This is a genomic window from Mesorhizobium sp. B2-4-6, from assembly GCF_006442775.1.
Taxonomy (GTDB): Bacteria; Pseudomonadota; Alphaproteobacteria; order Rhizobiales; family Rhizobiaceae; genus Mesorhizobium.
This window is the reverse complement of the sequence record NZ_VFVI01000001.1, coordinates 899,748-925,474: the sequence shown is the minus strand read 5'-3', so window position 1 is coordinate 925,474 and position 25,727 is coordinate 899,748. Positions and strand designations below refer to the sequence as shown.

The window sequence follows — 25,727 nt, the reverse complement described above, 5'->3', positions numbered from 1 at the left end:
GGGGTCGACCAGCGCTGCATAAGACAATGCATGCGCCAAGCTGCCATGCACGCTATCGCCAAAGGCCAGCCGCTTGGAAATGTGGCACGCCGTAGCCGCAAACGAGGCGCAAGGAATGGCAACAGGCAATTTGGGGCCTCGGCGGTGTCCAGCCGTCCCGAAGACCCCTCTCTCTGTCCCGGCTTCGCCGGGCCACCTCTCCCCTCTGCGTGGGGCGAGGAACCCAAGCTTATTCCGCCGCCACCTTAGCCATCGGATTGTTGGGGTGCGTCGTCCAGTTGGCGTAGATCGGCGACACCGGCTTGCCGGTGCGCTGGTCCATCACGCCGGCGGCCAGCGGCTCCATGGTGATGCAGCCTTCGACCGGGCAGACATTGACGCAGAGATTGCAGCCGACGCATTCGGCCTCGATAACCTCAAAATGCCTGGCACCGTCGACCATGCTGGTGATCGCCTGGTGCGAGGTGTCCTCGCAGGCGATGTGGCAGCGGCCGCACTTGATGCAGGCATCCTGGTCGATATGCGCCTTGGCGACATAGTTGAGGTTGAGATACTGCCAGTCGGTGACGTTGGGCGTGGCGCGGCCGATGATGTCGGAGAGCGAGGCGTGTCCCTTCTCGTCCATCCAGTTCTCCAGCCCGGCGATCATCTCCTGCACGATCTTGAAGCCGTAGGTCATGGCCGCGGTGCAGACCTGCACGTTGCCGGCGCCGAGCGCCATGAATTCGGCCGCGTCGCGCCAGGTGGTGATGCCGCCGATACCGGAGATCGGCAGGCCATGCGTTTCGGGATCGCGCGCGATCTCGGCCACCATGTTCATGGCGATCGGCTTCACCGCCGGACCGCAATAGCCGCCATGCGAGCCCTTGCCATCGATGGTCGGCTGCGGGGCGAAACTGTCGAGATCGACGCCGGTGATCGAGTTGATGGTGTTGATCAGCGACACCGCGTCCGTGCCGCCGGCAAGTGCCGCTCGCGCGGGCTTGCGCACATCGGTGATATTGGGCGTCAGCTTGGTGATGACCGGCATACGGGTATTCTGCTTACACCAGCGCACCACCATCTCGATGTATTCGGGCACCTGGCCGACGGCCGCGCCCATGCCACGTTCCGACATGCCATGCGGGCAGCCGAAATTGAGCTCGATGCCGTCGGCTTCCGTGTCCTCGACCACCGGCAGGATTGCCTTCCAGGCGTCCTCGACGCAGGGAACCATCAGCGAGACGACGATGGCGCGGTCGGGCCAGTCCTTCTTGACCTGCTTGATCTCGCGCAAATTGACCTGCAGGTCGCGGTCGGTGATCAGCTCGATATTGTTCAGGCCGAGCAGGCGGCGGTCGGCGCCCCAGATCGCGCCGTAGCGCGGGCCGTTGACGTTGACGACCGGCGGGCCCTCCTCGCCCAGCGTCTTCCACACCACGCCGCCCCAGCCGGCCTGGAAGGCGCGGATGACATTGTAGGCCTTGTCCGTCGGCGGCGCCGAGGCCAGCCAGAACGGGTTGGGCGACTTGATGCCGACGAAATTGTTGCGGATGTCTGCCATGCTCATGCCCTCCCGTTAGAGGTCAGTGCCCGATGGATGCTCTCGGCGGCGTCGCGCCCTTGAGCCACCGCCGAAACCGTCAGGTCGTCGCCGCCGAAGATGCAGTCGCCGCCGGCCCAGACTTTTGCCAGCGAAGTGCGGCCTTCCGCATCGACCTTGATGCGTCCGCCTTCGAGGTCGATCTGCTCGCCGCTGCCGTTGAGATATGCCGGCACGAAGTTCTGGCCGATCGCCTTGAACACCTGGTCGGCCACGAGCGTGAGCCGTTCGCCTGTGCCAGTGAGCTTGTCGCCGCTGATCGCGGTGTATTCGAGCTCGATCGCGGAAACCTTGCCGTTCTCGGCAAGGACGCGCTTCGGCTGCAGCCAGTGGCGGATGGTGACGCCGTTGGCGGCGGCCAGGTCCTGTTCGAAGCCGGAGGCGTTCATGTGCTCCTGGCCGCGCCGGTAGCAGACCGTCACCTCTTCCGCGCCGAGCAGCTTCGACTGCACCGCGGCATCGATCGCCGTCATGCCGCCGCCGATGACGACGACGCGTCGGCCGACCGGCAGGCTGGAAAGGTCGCTCGCCTGGCGCAGTTCCGAGATGAATTCCACCGCATTGGTGACGCCATCGGCGTCCTCGCCATCGGCGCGCAGCGCGTTGACGCCGCCAAGGCCGAGACCGAGGAAGACCGCATCGTAGTTACGCATCAGGTCGGCAAGCTGGAAGTCGCGGCCGAGCGCCTTGCCGTTCTGGATATCGATGCCGCCGATCGCGGTGACATAGTCGACCTCGGCCTGGGCGAAATCGTCGACGCTCTTATAGGCGGCGATGCCATATTCGTTGAGGCCGCCAGCCTTCGGCCGCGCCTCCAGGATCGTCACGTCATGGCCGTGGCGGGCAAGGCGATGCGCTGCCGCCAGCCCGGCCGGCCCGGCGCCGACCACGGCGATGCTCTTCCCGGTCGGCTCGGCGCGCTTGTAGAACTGCTTGTCCTCGCTCATGGCGACGTCGGTGGCGTAGCGCTGCAGCCGGCCGATCTGCACAGGCTTGCCCTCTGCCACCTCGCGCACGCAGACCTCTTCGCACAGCGTCTCGGTCGGGCAGACGCGGGCGCACATGCCGCCAAGGATGTTCTGGTCGAAGATCGTCTTGGCCGAGCCCAGCGGATTGCCGGTCGCGATCTGGCGGATGAACAGCGGGATGTCGATCGAAGTCGGACACGCGTTCATGCACGGCGCGTCGTAGCAGAAGTAGCAGCGATCGGATTCGACCAGCGCCTCATGATGATCGAGCGGCGGATGCAGGTCGGAAAAATTGTCGGCATATTGCTCGGAAGACAGCCGGCCGCCGGCAATGCCTTCGATGAAATGACCCGTCGCCATTCCAGCTCCCCTTGTTGTCGTTTTGGGAAGGCTAGCACATTTTATTTTTTTATCAATTGGTCAATTTTCGGCCAAGCCACTGTAATGGCTAATTAAAAACATGACAAATGAAATCATGTTATAGCTATGGCATGGCTTGTGACCTTGTGGCCATGGATCGACCGGATCTCGTCCGCCACCAGTTGCTGCAACCGCCACAGGTTGCGGTCATGAATGCCGAATGTCTCAAGGTGGCTGACGGTGTTGTAGAGATATTCGGCGCCGGAACCGACATGGCCGCACGCGCGCGCCAATATCTTTGCTACGCTCTCCAGCGGCTGCCCGAGAGACGTCCCCCTGCCGGTGACGCCGACCCAGAAACCGAGCGCCCTGAACGATCCTTGCACGGTGCGCACTGGGACCCATCGCACCGAGCTGACGGCTTCGTGATCGTCGATCTCGCGTCGCAACAGCCTTTCGATCTGGGCTGCCTTGTCACCGTCCGGCAGGCGGTAGATCACGCCATCGCAGCGCCCGCCGCGTTCGAGCGCCATCATCAGTCCGGGCTGCTCGGCGCTGCCTCTCCAGCGCACGAGATCCAGGCAGAAGGAGCGATGCCAGCCATGCGCCGAGGCGCGCAACTGCTCGACAGACTCGAAGGCCGGTTTCCAGATCAGCGAGCCATAGGCGAACACCCAGAGCGGACCTTCATCGGCCTCGCCGGCAAGACGCGTGGCGAGCGTCCGGAAATCATCGTCGCTTAGCTGTGTCCAATCCCCGCTGGGGCCAGGGTCGACCTCCTCCCGATGGCACAGAGCGACAAGCTCCGGCGTCAGTGACATGTGGCGCATGGATCGAAACCCCTCATCGGCAACAAGCAAAGTCGAAAACCCCATGGCGCGCAAGATTGCGGATCCTAAAGCATCACGCAGGAACGGATCGGAGCGAGGCGCGCTTTGATGCAGTCGTCTTCGCAAAACCGCTGCGCGCCCTAGGCGATATGCGCCGGTGCCTTGCCATCCTCGAATTCCGGCCCAGATGTCGGATTTCTGTCGCCAGGATCGTCCTAGGATGGATCGAACCGCGATCGCTGCCTGAACCGGTGAGGAGACCGACCATGCCGAAATCCCCGCAACCTTTCTTCTGGTACGAACTGATGACCACCGACCTCGACGCCGCCGAGGTTTTTTATACCGCCGTTGTCGGCTGGCGGGCCGAGCCCTTCGACAAGACGCCTGGCATGCCGCGCTACATCGTGATGAATTCCAGCGTGCGCGGCGTCGGCGGGCTGATGACGATGCCGGAGGAACCCGCCAAGATGGGTATGCCGCCGGCCTGGGTGGGCTACATCTACACCAAGGACGTCGACGCCTCGACGCAAGCGCTCAAGGACGCCGGCGGTGCGGTGCACCGCGCGCCGGACGACATTCCGGGCGTCGGTCGCTTCGCCGCCGTCGCCGACCCGCAAGGCGCGGCCTTCATGTTCCTTCAGCCCAATCAGCCTGAACAGCCGCCGGTGCCGGCGACCACGCCCGGCCATGTTGGCTGGCACGAGCTCTACACTTCGGACTGGAAAGCCGCCTTCGACTTCTATTCCAGCCAGTTCGGCTGGGAGAGCGCCGGCCAGTTCGACATGGGCGAGATGGGCATCTACCAGACTTTTGGCGCCGGCCCCGAATCCGGCGGCGGCATCATGAACAAGCCGCCGCAAATCCCGGTTCCCGTCTGGCAGTTTTATTTCAACGTCGACGCCATCGACGCCGCCGCCAAGCGCGTCACCGACAATGGCGGCAAGGTCATCATGGGACCGATGGACGTGCCGAGCGGCCAGTGGATCATCCAGTGCCAGGATCCGCAAGGCGCGCATTTCGCACTGCTGGCGTCGACGCGGTAGCAGCGCCTGCTTGGATGGGCTGGCGCCGGATCACTCCGGCGTCAGCACAGCCACCTTCAGATCGGCCTTTTTTGCGCCGCTGATCTGGATGATCGCCGCGCCGCCGGCGAGCTTGAAGCGCACGCTCTTGCGGATGCCCGGGCAGGTCTTGACGCCGCTGAAAGCCGCCGATTTTACGGTCTTACCGTCCTGCACGACATCGATCCAGGCCTCGTCGGACAGGCTGAGCTGCAACTCGCCATCAGGCGGCACGGCCACGCTGGCCGTCGCGCCGAACGTGCCCGCTGCCGGTGCGCGTTCCGGCGGCACTTCAAAGCTGACCGTGTCGACGGCCTCGAGCGAGAAATCCACCGCTTGCCCGACCGTCAGGGAGGTGCCGGACTGGGCGGCCGGCGCCGCTGGGAACAGGGCCTGCTCGCGCGCAACCGGCCATTTGAAGGCATCGCAGCCCCCGTCAGCGGCCGCGGCGAAGCTGGTGCCTGCAAAGATTGCGAATAGGCTGATGAGGATTTTTTTCATGGCAAAGCGGGCCCACATGGTTTGATGTCTCGGCATATCAATACAACCATAGGGATAAATATGCAACCATTGCGAGAACATTTATTGGGAGGTGAAACCCACTTTCACTCACCGATTGTTGATGGTGGGTCCTGGGAAGTGAGTGGTCCATTGCCCGGCGATAATTTATGGCCGGGCGGGGGGTAAAATGGAGTTCAGATGAAGCCTTTTGAGAGCCTTGCTCAGTACCGGCCGCAGGCGCTGGGCGTGCTGCGCATCATGACCGCGTTGCAGTTCATCGAACATGGCTCGCAGAAGCTGTTCAACTTCCCGGTCAGCGCTCAGCCGCACGCCCTCACCGGGCTGACGACGGCGGCCGGCATTCTCGAATTCGCCGGCGGCATCCTGCTGGCGCTCGGGCTCTTCACCCGCCCGGTCGCCTTCCTCCTGGCTGGCGAAATGGCCATCGCCTATTTCATGGCGCACTTCCCGCGCGACTTCTTCCCCGTAAACAACGGCGGCGACTTGGCGATCTCCTTCTGCTTCATCTTCCTCTATCTTATATTCGCCGGCCCAGGCGCCTTCGCGCTGGACAACCGTCGCGGCTGACAAAGCATGCACAAAGCCAAGAATCTGAAGCGCATCGGCGAAGCCGTAGCGCTCAGGCGCGCATCCGTTCGAAATTGGCGTCGAACAGCGGCGCCGCCTGGATGCGCGCCGCATGGCGCTTGCCGAGGATCTCGATCTCGAACCCGTCCGGTCTGTCGGCGATCTCCTTGGGCACATAGCCCAAGGCGACCGACTTCCTCGAATTATGCGCATAGCCGCCGGACGTGACCCAGCCGAGCACGACGCCGTCATGCCAGATCGCCTCGTCGCCGATGACGTCGGCATCGGTGGCATCGACAATGAAGCTGCGCAGCCGAAGCTTGCCGCCCTCTCTGCGCTCGGTAAGCGCCGCTGCCTTGCCGATGAAATCGGCATCCTTGCCATAGGCGACGAAACGGTCGAGCCCGGCCTCGAGCGGTCCGTAGATCGGCCGGTATTCGCGCGCCCATGAGCCGTAGTTCTTCTCGAGCCTCAGCGCATTGAGCGCGCGCGAGCCGAACAGGCCGATCGAAAATTCCTCGCCCGCCGCCAGCAGCGCCTGGTAGGCGGCGCGCTGATATTCGGGCGCCACCCAGATCTCGTAGCCGAGATCGCCGGTATAGCTGACGCGCCCGACCAGGCACGGCGCCATGCCGATATCCATCCGCGCCACCGCCATGAACGGGAATGCGGCATTGGAGACGTCGGCGCGGCTGGCTTTCGCCAACACCTCCCGCGCTTTCGGTCCGGCGATGGCGAGGCCGGTGAGTTTCTGCCCCAGCGCCTCGATGTGTACCGAGTCTTCCTTGGGCAGATGCGCCTCGAACCAGCGCATGTGGTATTGCTCGGCGACGCCGGAGCCGGCGATGAACCATTCGCCGTCGCCAACGTTGGCGAGCGTGAAGTCGCCGATCAGCTTGCCGTCTTGCTTCAGCATCGGCGCCAGCGTCATGCGGCCGGGCTTCGGCAATTTGCAGGCAAACACACGGTCGAGCCAGGCTGAGGCGCCCTCGCCCGTCACCTTGTATTTGGCGAAGTTCGATATCTCCGACAGGCCAACGCCGCCGCGCACCGCCGCAACTTCATTGGCGACATGGGCGAAATCGTTGGACCGCCGCCATGAGAACTCATCCTTGACGCCCGCGGGCGCATACCACAGCGGCACCTCAAGCCCGAAAGAGACGCCCCATTGCGCGCCCTTGGCCGACAGCAGGTCGTAGACCGGCGTCGTCTTGAGCTGGCGCCCGGCCGGCAATTCCTCATTGGGGAAACGGATCGAGAAGCGGCGCGAATAATTCTCGCGCACCTTGGCGTTGGTATAGGCCATCGTCGCCCAGTCGCCATAGCGCGCCACGTCCATGGCCCAGATGTCGGCGCCCGGATCGCCCTCGATCATCCAGTTGGAGAGCGCAAGGCCGACGCCGCCACCTTGGCTGAAGCCGGCCATGACGCCGCAGGCGACCCAGAAACCCGGCAGGCCGCGCACCGGCCCTACCAGTGGATTGCCGTCCGGCGCGAAGGTGAAGGGGCCGTTGATGATCTGCTTGATGCCGGTCTTCTCAAAGGCCGGGAAGTGGCGGAAGCCGACTTCCAGCGACGGCGCGATTCGGTCGATGTCCGGTTCCAGCAATTCATGGCCGAAATTCCAAGGCGTGGTGAACTCCGACCACACCCTGTTGGCCTTCTCATAAGTGCCCATCAGCATGCCGCCGCGCTCCTGGCGCAGATACAGCTCGCCGTCGAAGTCGACGGCATGGATGATCTCGGTGCCGGTCTTGGCGTTCCAGTCGGCGACCTCCGGCATGTCCTCGGTGATCAGGTACATGTGCTCCATCGCCAGCACCGGCAGTTCCAGCCCGACCATGCGGCCGACCTCGCGCGCCCACAGCCCGCCGGCATTGACGACGTGCTCGGTCACCACCTCGCCCTTGTTGGTGATGACACGCCACAACCCGTCGGGCCGGCGCACGATGTCCTCGACCTTGGTGAAGCGCTCGACCTCGGCGCCCAGTTTCCGCGCCGCCTTGGCATAGGCGTGGGTCACGCCGGACGGGTCGAGATGGCCGTCCTCCTTGTTGCGCACGGCGCCGACGAACTGGCTGGGATCGATGAGCGGCATCAATTCCGCGGCTTCCTTGGCCGAGATCACCTCGAGATCGATGCCGAGATAGCGGCCCTTCGACACCACGCCGCGCAACCAGTCGAGCCGCGCCTCGGTCGCCGCCAGAAGCACGCCGCCCGTCAGGTGCACGCCCGTCGCCTGTCCCGAAAGCTCCTCGATCTCCTTGTAGAGCGAAATCGTGTATTTCTGCAGCTTGGCGACGTTGGGGTCGCCGTTGATGGTGTGCATGCCACCGGCCGCATGCCAGGTCGAGCCCGACGTCAGCTCGTCGCGCTCCAGCAACACGACATCGGTCCAGCCATGGCGGGCAAGATGGAACAGCACCGAGCATCCGACGACACCGCCGCCGATGACCACGACCTTTGCATGCGATTTCATGGTTCTTCTCGTTAATTCAATGCGTTGAAGAGATAAATTGAATCAGAAAGGCTGCGCCAAGGGACTCACGGATCGCCCTGCCCGATCGCTTCCTTGCGGCGCGCCATATAGGCTTCGAGCGCCTCGCGCACGGCGGGGTCCATGGCCGGCTGGACATAGTCCTCCAGCGCTTTCTTCCACAGCCGCGTCGCGCGCGCCGTCGTGTCGAGCGCGCCGGCCTCCTGCCAGGCCTCGTAATTCTGCCAGTTGGAAAGCATCGGCTGGTAGAAGGCGGTGGCGTAGCGCTCCAGCGTGTGCGGCTCGCCGAAGAAATGGCCGCCGGTCGGCACCGCGCCCAGGGCGTCCACGGCAAGCTCCGCCTCGTCGACCACGATCGGCCGCAGGAACTCCATCATGTGCTGCATCATCTCCACATCAATGATGAGCTTTTCGAACGAAGCCGTCAGCCCGCCCTCCTGCCAACCGGCGGCATGGTAGACGAGATTGCCGTGGCCGAGCACCGCGCCCCACAAAGCCATCAGCGTTTCATAAGCGCCCTGCGCGTCCGCCGCGTTCGAGGCCGAGCCCGGCGTCGTGCGATAGGGCAATCCATAGCGCCGCGCCAATTGCCCTGATGCGATATTGGCCTTGGTGTTTTCCGGCGTGCCGAAGGCGGGCGCGCCAGACTTCATGTCGACATTGGAGGTGAAGGCGCCATACATCACCGGCGCGCCGGGCCGCACCAGCTGCGTGAGCACGATGCCGAACAGCGCTTCGGCATTCTGCTGCGCCAGCGCGCCGGCCAGCGTCACCGGGCTCATCGCGCCCATCAGCGTGAACGGCGTCACCGCCACCGACTGGCCGTACTCGGCCATGGTCATCAGCCCTTCCGCCATCATCTCGTCGAAGCGGCGCGGCGAGTTGACCGAAATGATGGTGTTGACGCCGGGATCGTCGCGCATCTCATCAAGCGTCAGCCCGCGCGCGATCGCCATCATCTCGATGCCGTCAAGCGCCCTGCCCCGGCCGATCGCCGAGACGTGGAAAGATTTGTCGGTCAGCGTCAGGTTGGCGAAATAGGTGTCCATATGCCTTGTGTTCGCCGGCAGCTCGATCGGCGCGCAGACCTGATTGCCCAGCATGTGGATGCAGTTGAAATGCTGCGCCAGCCGCACGAGGTCCGAATAGTCGGCAAGGTTGCCGGCGCGGCGGCCGCGCTCCATGTCATGCACATTGGGCGGCCCCGCCACCAGCGTGAAGTTGATCGTGCTGCCGCCGAGATGGATGGCGTGGTCCGGGTTTCGGGGCGTCAGCGTGTAGGCCGGGCGCGTCGACTTCAGCGCCGCCTCGACCATGCCGCGATCGACGCGCACATTCATCGAGCCGTGATCGACCTTGGCGCCGGCGCGCTCGAACAGCGACAGCGCCCGCGCGCTCATCACCTCGATGCCGAAATTCTCCAGTATATGCATCGACGCCTGGTGGATGGCCTCGATTTGGTCGGCCGACAGCAGTGCCATGGGCGGATAGGGATTCTCCACTCGCCGCCGCGGCAGTTGTGGAATGGCCGCTGGCCCACGGTTGCTGGTGCGCTCGGCACCGCGCTTGCGTCTTGGTTCGCTCATGCGCGCATCAGAGCGCCGGCATCACCTGCGAGCTGTCAGGAATTCGCCATTTGCCGGCGGGATTTTAGCCAAGGCGGCATTTTTCAAAAACAATGAAGAGAATAGCGACGCTGATGGTCGTAATATCGGCATTCGGCTTTTTCGTGCCTCCGGGTCCGCGTTAAGGAACCTGGCAAGACTCCTTTTATGATTTCGGCCTATTCGTCTTCCAATGCGTAGGTCGAGTTTTAGTAAAATTGTCGCCGTCTCAGTGCTGTTGGCGCTTTCGGCCTGCGCGACGGCGCCCAGCCACATCAACAACGTCTGCGCCGTCTTCGACCAGAACGACGGCTGGTTCGACAACTGGCAGTCCGCCGCCGAACGGACCGAGCAGAAATACGGCATCCCCGTCCCCGTGCTGATGGCGACGGTGCGCAAGGAATCCGGCTTCAAGAGCAATGCCCGCCCGCCGCGCACCAAGTTGCTCGGTTTCATCCCGTGGACCCATGTCTCGAGCGCCACGGGCTACTCGCAGGCGCTCGACGGCACCTGGTCGCAATATCAGAGCGAGACCGGCAACTGGACGGCGCGCCGCACGCGCTTTGCCGACGCCATCGACTTCGTCGGCTGGTACCACTCCAAGACCGCCGACACCTTTGGCGTCGCCCGCAACGACACCTACAATCTCTATCTGGCCTACTATCTCGGCTGGACCGCCTACGGCCGCGGCAATCGCGGCGACGCCGGCGTTCAAGGCTACGCGCGCGCCACCGACCAGATGGCCCGCGACTACGCCGCGCAGATGCGGCAGTGCGGCAATTAAAGCGCGTCGCGCTGAAGTGGATTCAGGCGACGCGCTTTAAGGCTAGTGACGTCTTGTCGTGTCCTTGGGCTTTGAAACACCGGTTTCCGATGTCTCGTCGCGGACTTCGTGGCGACGGGCTCGCATGCCGGCCTCGCCCTGCTCCACGGCCTCCCCGATCTGGTCGGCTTCCGCGCTGCCCGTTTTGCCTCGTGGGCGGTTCGGCGCCGTTCCTGTAAAACCCGGGCCAGTGCCGTGCGCATCATCCGGCACGCCTTCATGGGCGGCATGGTCCTTGTCGAACTTGATGACCGGCTCCATCTTCGCCAGCACGTCGTCCGAAAGCCAGCACAGGCTCATATGGCCGTCGCCGAGGTTCTTGACCGGCGGCACCTTGGTCTCGCACAGATTGTCCGGCACCAGCTTCTTGTAACCGCAGCGCGTCTGGAACGGGCAGCCGGTCGGCGGGTTCATGGCCGACGGGATGTCGCCTTCGAGCACGATGTGCTTCTTGACCACGCTCGTGTCGGCGATCGGGATCGCCGAGAGCAGCGCCTCGGTATAGGGATGGTAAGGCGGCGAGAAGATCTGGTCGGTCGTGCCTTGCTCGACGATATAGCCGAGATACATGACGACGACGCGGTCGGCGATGTAGCGCACCACCGACAGATCATGGCTGATGAACAGCATCGTCGTCTTGTTCTTGCGCTGGATATCCATCAGCAGTTCGGTCACCGCCGCCTGCACCGAGACATCGAGCGCCGAGACCGGTTCGTCGGCCACCACCACCTTGGCGTCGCCGGCAAAGGCGCGCGCGACGCCGATGCGCTGCTTCTGGCCGCCCGACAGCTGGCGTGGCTTGCGGGTCTCGAAGGCGCGCGGCAGCTTCACAAGGTCGAGCAGCTCCAGCATGCGCTGGCGCCGCTCGGCGACATTCTTGCCGACCTTGAACTTCTCCAGCGTTCGGATGATCTGCGAGCCGACGCTGTGGCTGGGGTTAAGCGTGTCGAACGGGTTCTGGAACACCATCTGGATCGAAGACACGGTCTCGACATTGCGTCTCTCGATGCCGGTCGACTGGATCTCCTTGTTGCCCAGCGTCACCGTGCCGGAACTGGCGGTCTCCAGCCCCAGAAGCACCTTGGCGAGTGTCGACTTGCCGCAGCCGGATTCGCCGACGATCGCAACCGTCTCGGATTCGCGCGCGGTGAACGAGATCGTCTCGTTGGCCTTGACGACGCGGCCTTCGCTGGAGCCGAACACCTCGCTGCCGCCAACCCTGTAGTATTTCTTGAGATCGTCGATCTTGAGCACCGGCGCGCCGGGCTCGACCTTTTCGTTGACCTTCTTGGCGCCGGGCGGCAGCGCTTCCCAGTCGATCTCGTTGAACCGCACGCAGCGAGAGAAATGCCCCTCATGGCCGTCGACCGGGACCATCGGGATTTCCGCGGCGTTGCAGACGCCCTCGACGAAATGGTGGCAACGCGGACCGAAATTGCAGCCCTTCGGCCGCTCATGCGGCAGTGGCAACTGGCCGGGAATGGAAATCAACGGCCGCGAGTTCTTGTCCGCGCCTGGCAGCGGGATCGAGCGGAACAGCCCTTGCGTATAGGGATGGCGCATCCGGTCGAACACGTCCTTGATCTTGCCGGTCTCGACCGCCTCGCCCGAATACATCACCGTGATCTTGTCGCAGGTCTCGAGGATGAGGCCGAGATTGTGCGACACGAAGATCATCGATGTGCCGAACTTCTCACCCAGCCCCTTGACCAGTTCGACGATGCCGGCCTCGACGGTGACGTCGAGCGCCGTCGTCGGCTCGTCGAGCAGCAAGAGCGCCGGCTTGGAAAGCAGCGCCATGGCGATGACGATGCGCTGCTGCTGGCCGCCCGACAGCTGGTGCGGATAGGAGCGCATCATGCGCTCGGGATCGGGCAGCCTCACCGCCCGCACCATCTCCAGCGCGCGGCTATGCGCCTCTTCCTTCGACACCTTGTCGTGGATCAGCGGCACTTCCATCAGCTGCTGGCCGATCTTCATCGCCGGATTGAGGCTCGCCATCGGCTCCTGGTAGATCATGGCGATCTTGTTGCCGCGGATGGAGCGTAGCTCCTCCTCGGAGAGCTCGCCCATATCCTTGCCCTGGAACTTGATCTTGCCGCCGACGATCTTTCCGATGTTGGAAAGGTCGCGCATGATGCCGAGCGACACGGTCGACTTGCCGCAGCCGGACTCGCCGACGATGCCCATCGCCTCGCCGGGCATGACCGTGCAGGAAAAATCCATCACGGCCGGGATCTCGCCCTTGCGGGTGAAGAAGGAGATCGAGAGGTTCTCGATCTCGATGATCGGCCCATTGGTCGGCTTGCCTGGATCTCGAACTGCCTCGTTCATGGGTCGCTCCAATCCTTGGTTCTTGGAAGATGGGGCCGAAAGCCCCGCCATCAATCCTTCATCGACTGTTCACGCAGCGAATCCGCCAACAGGTTCAGCCCCAGCACGAACGACATCAGCGCGATCGTCGGCGGCAGCGCCGGGTGGATGAAGGAACGCAAGAGGCGGCTGGCGTCCTTGATCGCGGTGCCCCAGTCGGGGCTTTCCGGTGCCAGGCCCAGGCCGAAATAGCCGAGCGTTCCGAGCAGGATCGTCGTGTAGCCGATACGCAGGCAGGCATCGACGATCAGCGGACCGCGCGCATTGGGCAGGATCTCCCACAGCATGATGTACCAGGGCGATTCACCGCGCGTCTGCGCCGCCGCAACATAGTCGCGCGTCTTGATGTCCATGGTCAGACCGCGCACGATGCGGAACACGCCGGGGCTGGAAGCGAACACCACCGCCACGAAGATGTTGAGCTGGTTCGGATCGATGTGGACGATGTGGAACGGATCCTTGTCGAAGACGAGGCCCGCATAGATCCAGCCGCCGACGACCAGCGTGATGCCAAGCAGGATATAGAGCCGATCCGGCCGGTTTTTGAACCGCGTCCAAAACAGGACGCTGAAGAAGATGATCGGGAACAGGAAGAACAATCCCGCCATCGCATAGGGGATCGGCGTGTCCATGATGCCCGGCGTCACCAGCAGGTAGAACAGAAGGATCACCGGGAAGGCCAGCACCAGATTGGCAAGGAACGACAAGAGCGTGTCGATCTTGCCGCCATAGTAACCGGCCGGCAGGCCGAGCGTGATGCCGACCATCAGCGCGAAGCCGGTGGCGGCCGGTGCGATGATCAGCACGATCTGGCTGCCATAGACCATGCGCGAGAACACGTCGCGGGCAAGCTTGTCGCCACCGAAGTAATAGACGAGCTTCGATGCCGGCTCGATCGCGCCGGGCAGCGTGTCCTTCATCACCGAGATCTGCGCCAACGGGTCGAAGGGCGAGATGGTCGAGGCGAAGATCGCCGTGAACAGCCAGAACAGGCAGATGAAGACGCCGGCGATGCCGACGCCGCTGTCGAAGAGCTGGCCGTAGAGACCGAGCCGCTTCTTGTAGGTAAAGCTGGCGCCCATCACCAGGATGAGCCCGACCCACACCGGCCAGAACCGCCAGAGCACGCCGATAACCACGTCGAAGGCGCTGATATATTCGGTTTGCATCGGCCCTGCCCTCTACTGAACCCTGATACGCGGATTGAGAAACGCGTAGCCGACATCGGAAATGAGCTGCGTGATCAGCACGATGAACACCGAGACCAGCGAGCAGCCGAGCAGCAGATCGATGTCGTTGTTGCCGGCGGCTTCGACCAGCGTGTAGCCAAAACCCTGGTAGCGGAACATCACCTCGACGATGACGACGCCGGTCAGCAGCCACGGGAACTGCAGCATGATGACGGTGAAGGGTGCGATCAGCGCGTTGCGCAACGCATGCTTGATGACCACGCTGCTGAAGGACAGGCCCTTCAGCCGGGCGGTGCGGATATATTGCTGCGTCATCACCTCGACCATCGAGGCGCGTGTCATGCGCGCGATATAGCCGATGCCATAGATCGCCAGCGTGATCACCGGCAGCGTGAAATTGTAGAAGGTGATGCCTTGGCTGGCGGACGCGGCCGAACCGTTCAGCCAGCCTAGCCAGGAGGCGAAGATGACCGTGAAGATCACGCCCGACACATATTCGGGCGTCGCCGTCGAGGCGATTGAGGCCACGGACAGCACACGGTCGGTTCGCGAGCCTTCGCGCATGCCGGCGAGAATGCCGATCAGCAGCGAGATCGGCACCATCACCGCCAGCACCCAGAACATCAGCAATCCGGTGGCGCCGAGGGCCGGGAAAAGCTTGGCCCCGACCGTCGTCTTGAACTTGGTCGAGCAACCGAAATCGCCCTGCAGAACGCCGGAGAATGTCGGCTCGATCGGGTCGTTGCAGAAGGAGAAGCGTTGCGTCGTCTTGCCGGTCGCCGGATCGGTGATCGGATGCTTCGGCAGGACGCCCAGCCACTGGCCGTAGCGCACGAAGAAATTCTGCCGGTAGCCATGGTTGACCAGCCAGCTTTCAAGCTGATCGGCGGGCGTGTGCATCTCGGTCTGGCTGATCGCCAGTTTCTTGAGATTGGGCTCGAGATTGACGAGAAAGAACACGACCAGCGTCAGGCACAGCATCGTGAGCAGTATGGTGCCGATGCGTCTGGCGATGAATGAGAACATGCGCGCCCCCTGCCGGCCGGGTTGGGGTCAGATAGGTTCAACCCTGTTTCGAAAAGCGGATGAGGCCCCGCCACCGCCGCAGGAGATGCAGCGGCGACGAAGCTTGAGATACGAGGGGCCGCGGCTCCTCGTATTCATCGCGCCATGGATCACGCCTGGTCGAGCCAGACCTTGCCGAAGTCGTGCTCGTAGGTGGGGTGCATCGAGTGGTTCTTCACCTCGGGCTTGATGTTGATGTAGAGCTTGCGCCAGTAAGGCTGGATGATGATGCCGGAATCCTGCAGCATCTGCTCGATGTCCTTCATCACAACCTTGCGCTTCTCCGCATCGGCGATGCCGAGCGCCTCGTTCACCTTCTTGTCGAAGTCCGGGTTGGCATAAGCGGTCTCGTTCCAGGCTTCGCCGGTGCGGTAGGCGATGGCGATGACCTGGATGCCCAGCGGACGCATATTCCAGTTGGTTTCCGAGAACGGATACTTCGTCCAGTCGTTCCAGAAGGTCGAGCTCGGCAGCACGGTGCGCTTCACCTTGATGCCGGCCTCGCGCAGCTGGGCCGCGATCGCGTCCGTGGTGTTCTTGTGGTAGTCCTCGTCGTTGCTGATCAGCTCGTGCTCGAAATCGATCGCGCCGGCTTCCGTCAGCATCTGCTTGGCCTTGGCGATGTCGCGCTTGACCTCTGGCAGCTTGACATACTCCGGATGGATCGGCGCGACATGGTGGTTTTCGGCCGGCGTGCCGGCATTGCCGTAGCCGAGCTGCAGCACGGTGGCATTGTCGACGGCAAGCAACATCGCCTGACGAACCTTCTGGTCGTCATAGGGCTTCTTGGTGACATTGAAGCGAGACACAACCGTGGCTGCCGTCACGACTTCCGAAACCGGCGCTCCGACATCCGCGATGATCTTGATGTAGTCGGCGGTGGTTTCGTGGTTGGTCTGAACTTCGCCCGACTCGAAAGCCGAGACGGTCGCCGCCGGATCGGTGCCGTAATCGATGAACTCGACGCCGTCGAGGAAGGCCTCGCCCTGCCACCACTTGCCGGTCTCGCGGCGCTTGTAGACCACCTTCTGGCCGACATCGTAGGAGACCAGCTCGAACGGACCGGTGCCGATCGGGCAGTTCTTGAAGTTGGCGCCCTTCTCGTCGAAGGTCTTGTGCACGACCAGCGCCGGGTAATCGCACAGGTTCGGGATGATGGCGATGTCGGGCTTGGACAGCTTGAGCTTGACCGTCATGTCGTCGACCTTGACGACGGAGCCGTCGCGCAGCTTCTTGGTCGTGTCGTCGACGAGGCTGCCGAGGCGGCCAGGCATCGAATTGCCTTCCGCGCCCTTATCGGCCCAGCGGTTGAAATTGTAGATCACGTCGTCGGCGGTGAACTTGTCGCCATTGTTCCACTCGACGCCCGGCCGCACATGCAGCGTGTATTCCGTGGCGTCGTCATTGATGTCCCAGCTCGCCAGCAGGTACGGCGCGAAGGTATATTCCTTGGTGTATTTCACCAGCGGCTCGAGCGCCTGGCGCTCGGCATTGGAGATTTCGGACCAGTCGGCGGTGCGCGGATCCTTCGGATCCTTGACCGACATCGCGACCTTGATCACGCCGCCCTTCTTGCCCTGCACGTCCTCGGCCCGGGCCGGGGTAGGCGCGGCGAGGCCGAGCATGCCATAGGCCATTGCCGTCGATGCGCCGAAGACGCTTGCCAAAGCCAGAAACTCGCGGCGGTCCACGCCGCCCGATTTGGCTTCTTCGGCCATTTTCAGGATGTGATCCGGAACACGGTCACCATTGCTCTTGTAGATTGCCATGACTTACTCCCATTGTTGGCTTTCCGCCTTGTGTAACATTCCGCATCCAGGCCGTGATGTCAAAACACGGTGTGAAGTGGGAACATGTTAGGGAATGTGCATCTTTGGTTGCAATACGGTTCGCGCGATAGCGACAGTCTTGACGCAAATTTGTTAGCGTGAGGCGGATTTTCCAAAAATTCGTCGCGGGCGATTAAATCAATACATTTTATGAGGATAGGGGCTCTGTGGCCGCGGCGAGCGGCCGCTTCGGTTCGGCTTGGAAGGGCCGCGCAGCGTCAATATTCGCGTTCGTAGAAGACGCCGCCCTTTGCTTCGCCGGCGTCGTTGGCCTCGCCGCGCAGTTTCACGCCGCGGCCGACATTGAGGTCGATCGTGGCCTTGCCGGAGCCCGGCTTGTCGCCCTTCTGTATGGTCACATAAGTGCGGTCGTTGAGGTACTTGCCGGCCGAAACCGCTGTGCCGCCCTTTTCGTCCGTCGTCACGTCGAGATCGTCGACGCCGATGGCGCTTTGCAGGTTCTCGAGCAACGACGTCGAGCCGCCGACGCCAGCCAGCTGCGCGGCGGCGCTCGCAAGCTGCGCGATCTGCAGCGGCGACAGTTTGGACATGGATTGGCCGAAGATGAGCTGCGCCATCACCTCGTCCTGGGGCAGCGCCGGCACCGAGGAGAAGGTGAACTTCGGATTGGTCGCCTCGCCCGACACGAGAATCGTGACCGTGGCGCTGCTCGTCGTCGTGGTCGCCGTCATGTTGAGATAGGGCACCAGCGAACCCTGGAACCCGATCGTGCCCTCGGTGAAGGTCAGCCGCTTGGAGAGGATGATCAGCCGTCCGCGCTGCAAGGTGAAAGTGCCGACTGCCTGCGGCGCCGAGGCAGAGCCCGTCAACTTCAGCGAGCCGCCGAGTTCGGCATCGACGCCCCTGCCCTGGATGAAGATCTGGTTCGGCGCGTTGACCGTCACGTCGAGCGTCAGGCCGCTGCCGCCGTTGCTGCTGCCGCTGGACGTCGCCGGACGCAGCGCCTTGTCCTGCGCGCGCACCGAAGCCGGCGCGTTCTTGTGCTTGACATCCAGCGCCGAAAGCGAGCCCGGCAGCTTTTCCGGGACGGTGATGACCGTCCTCGCCAGGTTGATCGTGCCGGCGATCACCGGCGCCGAGACGAGCGGGCCCTTGACGGTCAGGTCGCCGCCAAGATTGGCGGTCACCACCCGGCCGTCGGTGTAGCGGCCGTCGGTGAGCTTGACCGACAGATCGGCCGGAAAACCTTGCGCCGGCGTGATGCCCACCGTGCCGCTCGCCGACAGGTTGCCGCGCGTCGACAGCTTTCCGGTCAAGCGGTTGATCCTGGCGACGCCGCCGCCAATCGCGACGTCGGCGGCGATATCGTTGACCGCCAGGCCGGAGCGGGCATCGATAAGGCGCGAGCCGGATGTCGTGACTTTGCCGCTGATCACCGGCGCGGATGCAGGGCCACGCACCTGCACATCGACATTGGCGGTGCCGTTGAGCGCCAGACCTTGAGCGGCGAGCTTGGCGGCAAGGAAGGAAAAAGGCACCTTGCCGTTGAAGTCGAGCGCCAAGGTGGGCGTGCCTGCCGTCGCAACCGTGCCGCCACCCTTAAGGCCGAGGCCGGCGCCGTCGCTGATGTTGGCGTCGAAGGCGAGCTTGTTGCCGGCGAAGGTTCCCGACGACGACACATTCATGCCGCCGAGGCCGGCGTTACGTGTCTGCGAGGTCTGCACGCCGGAAGCATCGATGTTGAAGGCGACCGAGGGGGACGCCGGGGCACCGGTGACCTTGACCGCGCCCGAGATCGAGCCGGCCGCGTCGAGACCCGGCGAAAAACTGTTGGCGAGCGAGATCGGCACCCTCGCCAGGTTGGCATTTATGTCGAGCGCCTGCGCGACCTTGCCCGTCACCATCGCCGTGCCGCCGCCGAGGTTGAGCACCAGCCGGTCGAGCGTCGTCACCCCGTTGGCGATGGTCACGGTCGAGGTCTGCGCGATCGCCGCCTTGATACCCTGCACCGTCGCCAGGCCGGATGCGAGCTCGATGGTCGTCGTGCCGTTGGCGACCTTCACCCGCCCGGCCGCCTTCGCAGGGATATTCTTGACGGTGGCGCCACCCGAGAAGCCGGTCCAGTCGCCGTCGCGCTTGAGATCGACATCGATGCCGGTGATGGCGGTCCCGCCGGACGTCACGCTCTCGGCGTGCACCGTGCCGGCAATGACGGGTGCTGCCATATAGTTCGCGATCTGCGCGTCGATGGCGACATTCCTGGCCGAGAGATCGCCGCGCTTGATCTCCGAGGTGTTCGCCTTGACCGCGACGTTGGGTCCGTTGGCCGCCTTGGTGAAAGCGATCGTGCCACGCACATTGCCCTCGGCCTTTTCCAGGGCCAGCGCGGCGAGCGGCCCGACATCGGGCAGGTCGAGCGAAACGGTGCCGACCGGCACGAAGGCATCGTCGAGGATGAGGTCGCCGGAGATCTTGTTCGGACCGAGCGACAGCAGAAGCCCGTTGATGGCGCGGCTGCCATTGGTCGTGGCGAGCACCGCGCTGCCTTCGAGGTTCTGTCCGGCGACGTTGCCGGTGAGCTGTACATTGGCCGCCGGATTGGCGGCGTCGGCCTTGCCGGTGGCCGTCAGCTTCAGCCCGGTGATCTCGCGCGCCGCCACCGAAAGCCGGTCGCTGCTCACCGTCATCGACAGGTCGGGCGCGGTGACCGGGCCTTGCGCATTCAGGGCAAAGGCAATGGCGCCCTTGGCGTCTTTCGAGAGCCCTGAAACGTCGTTCAACGCGCCTCTGATCCCGGCGGCCAGCTTGCTGTCGGCAAGGCTCGCCTGGCCATCGGCGGTGAGCGCGCCCGAATTCAGCTTCAGCCCGTCGACATTGACATTGCCATTGGCATCGCGCTTCAGCGAGGCGCTCAACGCAGCGCTCTCGCCAAGCATGCCGCGCACCGCCGCCGGCAGGGCCGAAGAAGCGACATCGGCCTTCAGATTGAGGTCGACCGCGCCGTCGCCCAGCGATATCCGTCCCGCGACCTGGCTGTTGAGCGCGTCGCTTTTCAAGGAGCCGCTGTTGACGGCGACGGCATCGGTAGTCAAGCGGCCATTGACCTTGGCCGTGACCTTGCCGGCGATCAGCGGCGCGATCATGGGATTGTCGAGGCCGATCCTGTCCACCGATACCGTGCCGGAGACCGGACCTGCCCGCCCCTTGAGGTCGAAGGCATCCGAATGCAGCACCAGGGTGAGACCGTCCACCTTCGCCTGGCTGGCGGCAATGGAAGGCAGGATCGCGGACACATCGAGCCGCGCTTGCGTGCTCTCGCCCGCCATCCTTGCCGACAAGGACTGGACCGCGATCTTGACCGGGCTTTGGGCGCTGCCGACCGTCAACGGCAGGCTGGGTCCGGATGAGGTAAGGTCGAGGGAGAAATCGCTGGCGCCGTTGGGGTTCAAGGTGCCGGCGGCCTTGCCCGAAATCCCCTGGCCCGAAAGCGTGGCGTGGTCCAGGGCCACGCCGCCCGCCAGCGTATAGCTGCCGGCAGCGTCCAGATCCAGCGGCCCGAGCCCGGCCTGGCGGGTCTGGCTGGTTTCGGCGCCCGCCACCTTGGCATTGAACTGAACGTCGGGGCTGGACGACGGACCCGTGACGTGCGCCGTGCCCTCCACCGTTCCCGCCCCGTCGAGGCCGGGCACGAAATCATTGGCGAGCGCCACCGGCAGGTCGGCGAGGCTTGCCGTCAAGTCCAGGGTCTGACCGGCGCTGCCGGAAACGGTCGCCGAACCGCCGCCGAGATTGAGGGCGAGCTTCTCGATGGAGGTCACGCCGTCAGCGATGGAAAGGCTGGATGGTTCGGCGATGGCCGCCTTGATGCCACGCACCGTCGCCTCGCCGGAAGCGATTTCAACGCTCGTCGTGCCGTTGGCGATCTTCACCCGCCCGGTGGCTGTGGCCGGAATGCCGGACGCCGTGGCGCCGCCGGTAAAGTTCGTCCAGTCGCCGTCGCGCTTCAAATCGATGCCGATGCCGCTGATGACGGTGCTGCCGGAGGTCACGCTGTCGGCCTTGATCGTGCCCGAGATCGCGGGCCCCTTCAGGTAGTTGGCGATCAGCGCGTTGACGGTGATCGTCTTTGCCGCCAGCTCGCCGCGCGCGATCGACGTGCTGGCCGCATTGATGGTAACGGTCGGGGCCTCGCCCTCCTTGGCAAAGGCGATCGTGCCGTTGATGTCGCCGGTCGCGGTCTGATTGGCCAGGGCGGCAAGCGGCCCGATGTCGGGCACGGCAAGCGTCAAAGTGCCGAGCGGCAGGAACTTGTCGTCGAGCGCGAGATCGCCCGAAACCTTGTTGTCGCCAAGCGCCAGGCTCAGCCCCTTGATCGAGCGATTGCCGTCGGCGGTCACCAGCGAGGCCTCGATATCGAGCGCCTGCCCCTCGGCGCTGCCGGTCAGCGAGATGTCGGCCGACGGATTGGCGATGTCGGCCTTGCCTTTGGCCGAGAGCTTGATGTCCTTCACCGTCCGGCCAGCGGCCGTCAGGCTGGCGCTGTCGGCCGACACCGTGAAATCCGGCGCCAAACGCGGACCGCTCGCGCTCAGCGCGAAGTTGACCCCGCCGGCAAGCGGCGTGCCGGCGAGCGACGACAGCGGCGAGACGTCGCCCAACGTGCCCCTGACGCTGGCCTGGATGTCCGAGCCCTGCATGCTGCCGGTGCCGCTGGCGCTGAGCGAGCCGGAGCTGATCTCCAGCGAGTTGGCGGCGAACGCGCCCTGCGGGTCGCGGGTCGCGGTCGCCGAAAACTTCACCCGCTCGCCGAGCAGCGAGCTGATCTGCGGCGGCAATGCCTTCGAGACGGCGTCGGCATTCATCTTCAGCGTCATCGACAAATCGGCGAGCGACACGCCCGCCGTCAGCGCGGCGTTGAGCGCATCGCTACGCAAGGTGCCTTTCTCGATGGTCACGGTCTCGCGGCTGATCGTGCCGGAGAGATCCGCGGTGAGCTTGCCGGTCACCAGCGGCGCCAGCGTCGCGACGTCCGTCTTCAGGCCGGCGGCCGCGAGCTTGATGCTGACCGGGCCGCTGCGGTTTTCGATATCGAAGCCGTCGGAATGGATCTCGCCCGTAATGTTGTTGAGCTGGGTCCCGCCGACGGCCACCGAGGCAAGCGACGTACCGATATCGACCATCGGCGCCTTGCCGTCGCCAAAGGCGCGCACCGTTGCCTTTTCGACCGCGACCAGGATCGGTGCAGCGCTGTTGCCGACATCGATAGTGACCGGCTTGTCCTTGGCGGAGAGATCGACGGAGAGGTCGCTGGCGCCCTTCGGATCGACATTGCCGGTCGCGGCGCCATGCACCGCATCGCTCTCTATGGTAGCGCGTTCGATATCGACCCCGCCCGACGTGGTCGCCGTTCCGGCGAGGTCGAAGCTCGTCTTGCCGGCAAACAGCGCCTTTATCTTCTCCGGCAGGAACCCTTCGAACTGGCCGTCGCCCTTGGCCTCGATGCGGTGGCCCTTGTCGGTGAGTTGGTGCCGGCCGGTCAACTGGCTGATGATCTGGCCGTCGACCATGAAGGTGCCGACGCCGCTCCAGTTGGCCAAAGGTCCGCTGCCGGAAACCACGATGTTGACGGGCGGCGCATCCGGCAGCTTGAGCAGGTTGGCGATAATGCCGCCCGCCGGCTCCGAAGCCTTGAGATCGAGGTCGAGCTTGTTGTCGGCCGGCGCAAAATGGATTTTGGCGTCGACATTGCCCTCTCTGCCGTCGTGACGGCTTACGTTCAGCACGCTTTCGATCGCCAGCGGCGATGGATCCGCCTTGAGCGAGCCCTTGGCGGCCAGTTCGGCGATGCCGCTGCCGGCAAGCTCCTGTCCCAGCGCGATCTCCGGCAGGTCGATCTGCTTGACGTCGATCGAAACTGGCAGGCTCGTCGAGCCGCCCTGTGATGGATGCTGGCTTGGCTGTGGCAGCCGCGCCAGTTCGATGCGCTCGGCGGCAAAGCGATCGGCATTGAAATTCCACGAAAGCAGCGCCGTCGGCGACCAGTCGAGCGCCACCTTGCGCGCCACCATCCAGGGCCCGGCGCGGTCTTCCAGCACCACATGGTCGACCCTCAATGCGCCCGACCAGATGCCTTCGATACCCGCGACCGTCACCTTGCGGTCCTCGTTCGAAGCCACCTTCGAAATCAGGCCGGCGAGGTTCTGGCGGCCACCTTCGGTTCCGGTCAGAACGACAAGCGCGCCGATCGCCACCACCAGCAGGATCAGCACCGTGTAGAAGAAGATGCGGAGGATGCGCCGGAAAATCTTCATCGTCAGAACGCCTGACCGATGCCGGCATAGATACCGAAATGCGGATCGCCCGGATCGCGGTTGAGCGGCACGGCCGCGTCGATGCGCAGCGGCCCGAACGGCGTGATGTAGCGCAGGCCGACGCCGGCGCCGACCTTCACATCCGAGAAATCCGGGAAGGATTTGGTCGAGACCGTGCCGGCATCGACGAACGGGACAATGCCGATCGTGTCGGTGACGCCGATGCGCATCTCGACCGAGGTTTCGAAGAAGGAGAGACCGCCGATCGGCTGGCCGTCGATATCCTTCGGGCCGATGCCCTGGTAGGAATAGCCGCGCACCGAGCCGCCGCCGCCGGAATAGAAGCGCCGGTCGGCGGGCACGTTCTGCAGCCCGGTGCCGACGATCGAGCCGAGCGTCGCGCGTTCGGCGAGCACGAACCTGCTCGCCGTGTCGAGCGACTGGTAGGTGTAGCCCTCGCCCTTCAGCTTCAGGAAGGTCGCGCCGTTCAATATGTCGTAGCTCGGCTCGGCATACGCGAGGAAGCGGAACCCCCTGGTCGGGTTCAGCTTGTTGTCGCGGCTGTCATAGACATATTGCAACGGCACGCTGGCGATCAGATAGGTATGCTTGCCGAAGGCGTCGGTGATCTTCGAATAATCGAGGTCGAATTCGGCCGAGACCCGCTGCTTCTTGTCGAGGTCGTAGGAAACGCCGACGTCGCCCTTGACCGAGAAATGATCATAGGCATCGGGGTGTTCGAACACCGTCTTGATGCCGGTGAAGAATTTCGATGTCGGCCCGAGCACGCCCGGTTTCTCGAACATGACGCCGGCATTGTAGTTGAGCGCGGAGATGCTGTTGCTGCCAATGCCGCTGATCGAGCCGTCGATACGCAGCTTCTCGGCCTGGCCGAACAGGTTGCGGTGTCCCCAATAGCCTTCGAGCCCGAGGCCTTCCGTATTCGAGAACGTGCCGCCGATGCCGAAATAGCGTGGCTTGCGCTCGCTCACCTGGACATCGATCGGGATGTTGCCGTTGGCGTCGAGGCTGTCGCCTTCCTTGAAGGTCACGCTGTTGAAGACTTCAAGTCCGAGCAGCCGGTCGCGGGCATCGTCGATCTCCTGCGGCGAATATTGCTGGCCTCGCTTCAACCCGGTCATGTATTCGGTGAAGTCGCGATCGACCTTTTCCGTGCCCTCGACGGTCGTATCGCCATAGCCGGCGACCGGACCGGCCGCCACCGTCAGCGTCACGTCCAGCGTCGAGGTGGCGTGCTCGGCGACGATCTCGCGGTCCGTCACCTTGGCAAGCGGCCTGCCCTCTTCCTTCAGCGCCCGCACGATCAGCGCTTCGGCCTTGAGCACCGCGCCGGAGCCGGCATCGCCGCCGGCAATCAGGCCGAAGTCGGCTGCCGCCAATCCCGCCGCATCACCCTTCAGCCGGATGTTGCCCAACGTGAATTTCGCTCCGGGGGAAACCGTGACGACCACCGGAATGGGCTGCGGCCCCTTGAACTCGGCATCCGGCGGCAACTCGTCGATCGACTTGCCGTCGATCGCGATGGTGACCACGCCCTCGTAGCGGGCATCGGCGTAGAGGGCGGCGACCAGCTGTTCGCGATCGCCACGTGCCTTGGCCATCAGGCCGAGCGATCCGGACACCGGATGGTCCTCGTCGTTTTTCAGCGCCGAGGCATTTTCGAGCTTCTTGACCAGATCCTTGTCGGCGTCAGGCGCGTTGATCGTCACCGAATAGCGCAGCGGATCGACGATGTCGGCATCCTCGTCCTTGGACGAACCCCAAAGCTTGATGCCGAAAATCTCGAAAGCCGCCGCCTGCCGTACCTCCGCGGCCAGCACGGTCGAGCAGATGAGCGCGAAAAGCAGGGCGCGCGGAAGCCCGCGCCCTGGCGCGAACCCTCCTGACATCTGCGTTTCATGCGCCGGCATTAAGACAACCTAGTCGACAAAACTAAAATTGGAATGAAGTTCCGCAACGTTCGTAAAGGGGCCACAATCCAATTGTCTGAAATAGACCGGGCTTGGAAGTCACACCTTTTGCGTTTTCGCAAAAAAGTGTGATCCGTCTCATAGAGGTTCTGTCGAAATACCGGCCTTTGGCCGGAATGGAAACCGTTCGCGGGTGATAAACCTGCGGCGCTCCGGCGTTGACAAGCCTGCAGAAGCTTGATCATGCCTGGAC

At 64.0% G+C, this 25,727-nt stretch carries 15 protein-coding genes; 3 read left to right on the top strand and 12 right to left on the bottom strand.

The genetic code is table 11. From position 1 onward, the window contains the following. Window positions 1-229: 229 nt before the first annotated feature. The 3 genes from preA to FJ957_RS04355 form a co-directional block, all read right to left on the bottom strand. Window positions 230-1,543 (bottom strand): NAD-dependent dihydropyrimidine dehydrogenase subunit PreA, encoded by a 1,314-nt coding sequence (preA, locus tag FJ957_RS04365; protein ID WP_140828883.1) that lies wholly within the window; start codon window positions 1,541-1,543, stop codon window positions 230-232. A 2-nt stretch (window positions 1,544-1,545) separates the two neighbouring features. Next, window positions 1,546-2,910, bottom strand: a complete 1,365-nt coding sequence (locus FJ957_RS04360) for an NAD(P)-dependent oxidoreductase (protein WP_140828881.1) — start codon at window positions 2,908-2,910, stop codon at window positions 1,546-1,548. 113 nt (window positions 2,911-3,023) lie between these two features. Then, window positions 3,024-3,740 carry a gamma-glutamylcyclotransferase gene (locus FJ957_RS04355; RefSeq protein ID WP_140828880.1) on the bottom strand — a complete coding sequence of 239 codons (717 nt, stop codon included), beginning with the start codon at window positions 3,738-3,740 and terminating at the stop codon, window positions 3,024-3,026. Window positions 3,741-4,006: 266 nt separating this feature from the next. Here FJ957_RS04355 and FJ957_RS04350 point away from each other — a divergent pair, with 266 nt between their 5' ends. Further along, window positions 4,007-4,783 carry a VOC family protein gene (locus FJ957_RS04350; RefSeq protein ID WP_140828878.1) on the top strand — a complete coding sequence of 259 codons (777 nt, stop codon included), beginning with the start codon at window positions 4,007-4,009 and terminating at the stop codon, window positions 4,781-4,783. Between the two features lie 30 nt (window positions 4,784-4,813). Here FJ957_RS04350 and FJ957_RS04345 read toward each other — a convergent pair whose 3' ends face one another. Further along, window positions 4,814-5,320 carry a hypothetical protein gene (locus FJ957_RS04345; RefSeq protein ID WP_140829552.1) on the bottom strand — a complete coding sequence of 169 codons (507 nt, stop codon included), beginning with the start codon at window positions 5,318-5,320 and terminating at the stop codon, window positions 4,814-4,816. Window positions 5,321-5,500: 180 nt separating this feature from the next. Here FJ957_RS04345 and FJ957_RS04340 point away from each other — a divergent pair, with 180 nt between their 5' ends. Beyond that, the gene (locus tag FJ957_RS04340) at window positions 5,501-5,890 is read left to right on the top strand and encodes a DoxX family protein (protein WP_140828876.1); all 390 of its coding nucleotides are present in this window, start codon (window positions 5,501-5,503) and stop codon (window positions 5,888-5,890) included. A 52-nt stretch (window positions 5,891-5,942) separates the two neighbouring features. Here the strand turns inward: FJ957_RS04340 and FJ957_RS04335 are convergent, their stop codons facing one another. Both FJ957_RS04335 and FJ957_RS04330 read right to left on the bottom strand, forming a co-directional pair. Continuing rightward, window positions 5,943-8,369: an FAD-dependent oxidoreductase gene (locus tag FJ957_RS04335; RefSeq protein WP_140828874.1), complete on the bottom strand. Its 2,427-nt coding sequence runs from the start codon at window positions 8,367-8,369 to the stop codon at window positions 5,943-5,945. A 65-nt stretch (window positions 8,370-8,434) separates the two neighbouring features. Further along, the gene (locus FJ957_RS04330) at window positions 8,435-9,973 is read right to left on the bottom strand and encodes a trimethylamine methyltransferase family protein (protein ID WP_140828873.1); all 1,539 of its coding nucleotides are present in this window, start codon (window positions 9,971-9,973) and stop codon (window positions 8,435-8,437) included. Between the two features lie 211 nt (window positions 9,974-10,184). On the opposite strand from FJ957_RS04330, the gene FJ957_RS04325 reads away from it, so the two are divergent. Further along, window positions 10,185-10,775 (top strand): transglycosylase SLT domain-containing protein, encoded by a 591-nt coding sequence (locus tag FJ957_RS04325; RefSeq protein ID WP_140828871.1) that lies wholly within the window; start codon window positions 10,185-10,187, stop codon window positions 10,773-10,775. A 42-nt stretch (window positions 10,776-10,817) separates the two neighbouring features. Here FJ957_RS04325 and FJ957_RS04320 read toward each other — a convergent pair whose 3' ends face one another. From FJ957_RS04320 to FJ957_RS04295, 6 genes are all read right to left on the bottom strand, one after another. Then, window positions 10,818-13,148, bottom strand: coding sequence for an ABC transporter ATP-binding protein (locus FJ957_RS04320; protein WP_140828869.1), 2,331 nt, complete (start codon window positions 13,146-13,148; stop codon window positions 10,818-10,820). Window positions 13,149-13,198: 50 nt separating this feature from the next. Then, window positions 13,199-14,356 carry an ABC transporter permease gene (locus FJ957_RS04315; protein ID WP_140646108.1) on the bottom strand — a complete coding sequence of 386 codons (1,158 nt, stop codon included), beginning with the start codon at window positions 14,354-14,356 and terminating at the stop codon, window positions 13,199-13,201. A 12-nt stretch (window positions 14,357-14,368) separates the two neighbouring features. Further along, complete coding sequence (locus tag FJ957_RS04310) at window positions 14,369-15,403, bottom strand: ABC transporter permease (RefSeq protein WP_140646109.1); 1,035 nt, start codon at window positions 15,401-15,403, stop codon at window positions 14,369-14,371. Between the two features lie 149 nt (window positions 15,404-15,552). Next, on the bottom strand, window positions 15,553-17,211 hold the full coding sequence (locus FJ957_RS04305) for an ABC transporter substrate-binding protein (RefSeq protein WP_140828867.1): 1,659 nt from the start codon (window positions 17,209-17,211) through the stop codon (window positions 15,553-15,555). A 278-nt stretch (window positions 17,212-17,489) separates the two neighbouring features. Continuing rightward, entirely contained in the window at window positions 17,490-23,543 is a 6,054-nt protein-coding gene (locus FJ957_RS04300; protein ID WP_140828865.1) for a translocation/assembly module TamB domain-containing protein, read from the bottom strand. Between the two features lie 2 nt (window positions 23,544-23,545). Continuing rightward, window positions 23,546-25,474, bottom strand: coding sequence for an autotransporter assembly complex family protein (locus FJ957_RS04295; protein ID WP_140828863.1), 1,929 nt, complete (start codon window positions 25,472-25,474; stop codon window positions 23,546-23,548). Between the last annotated feature and the right edge of the window lie 253 nt (window positions 25,475-25,727).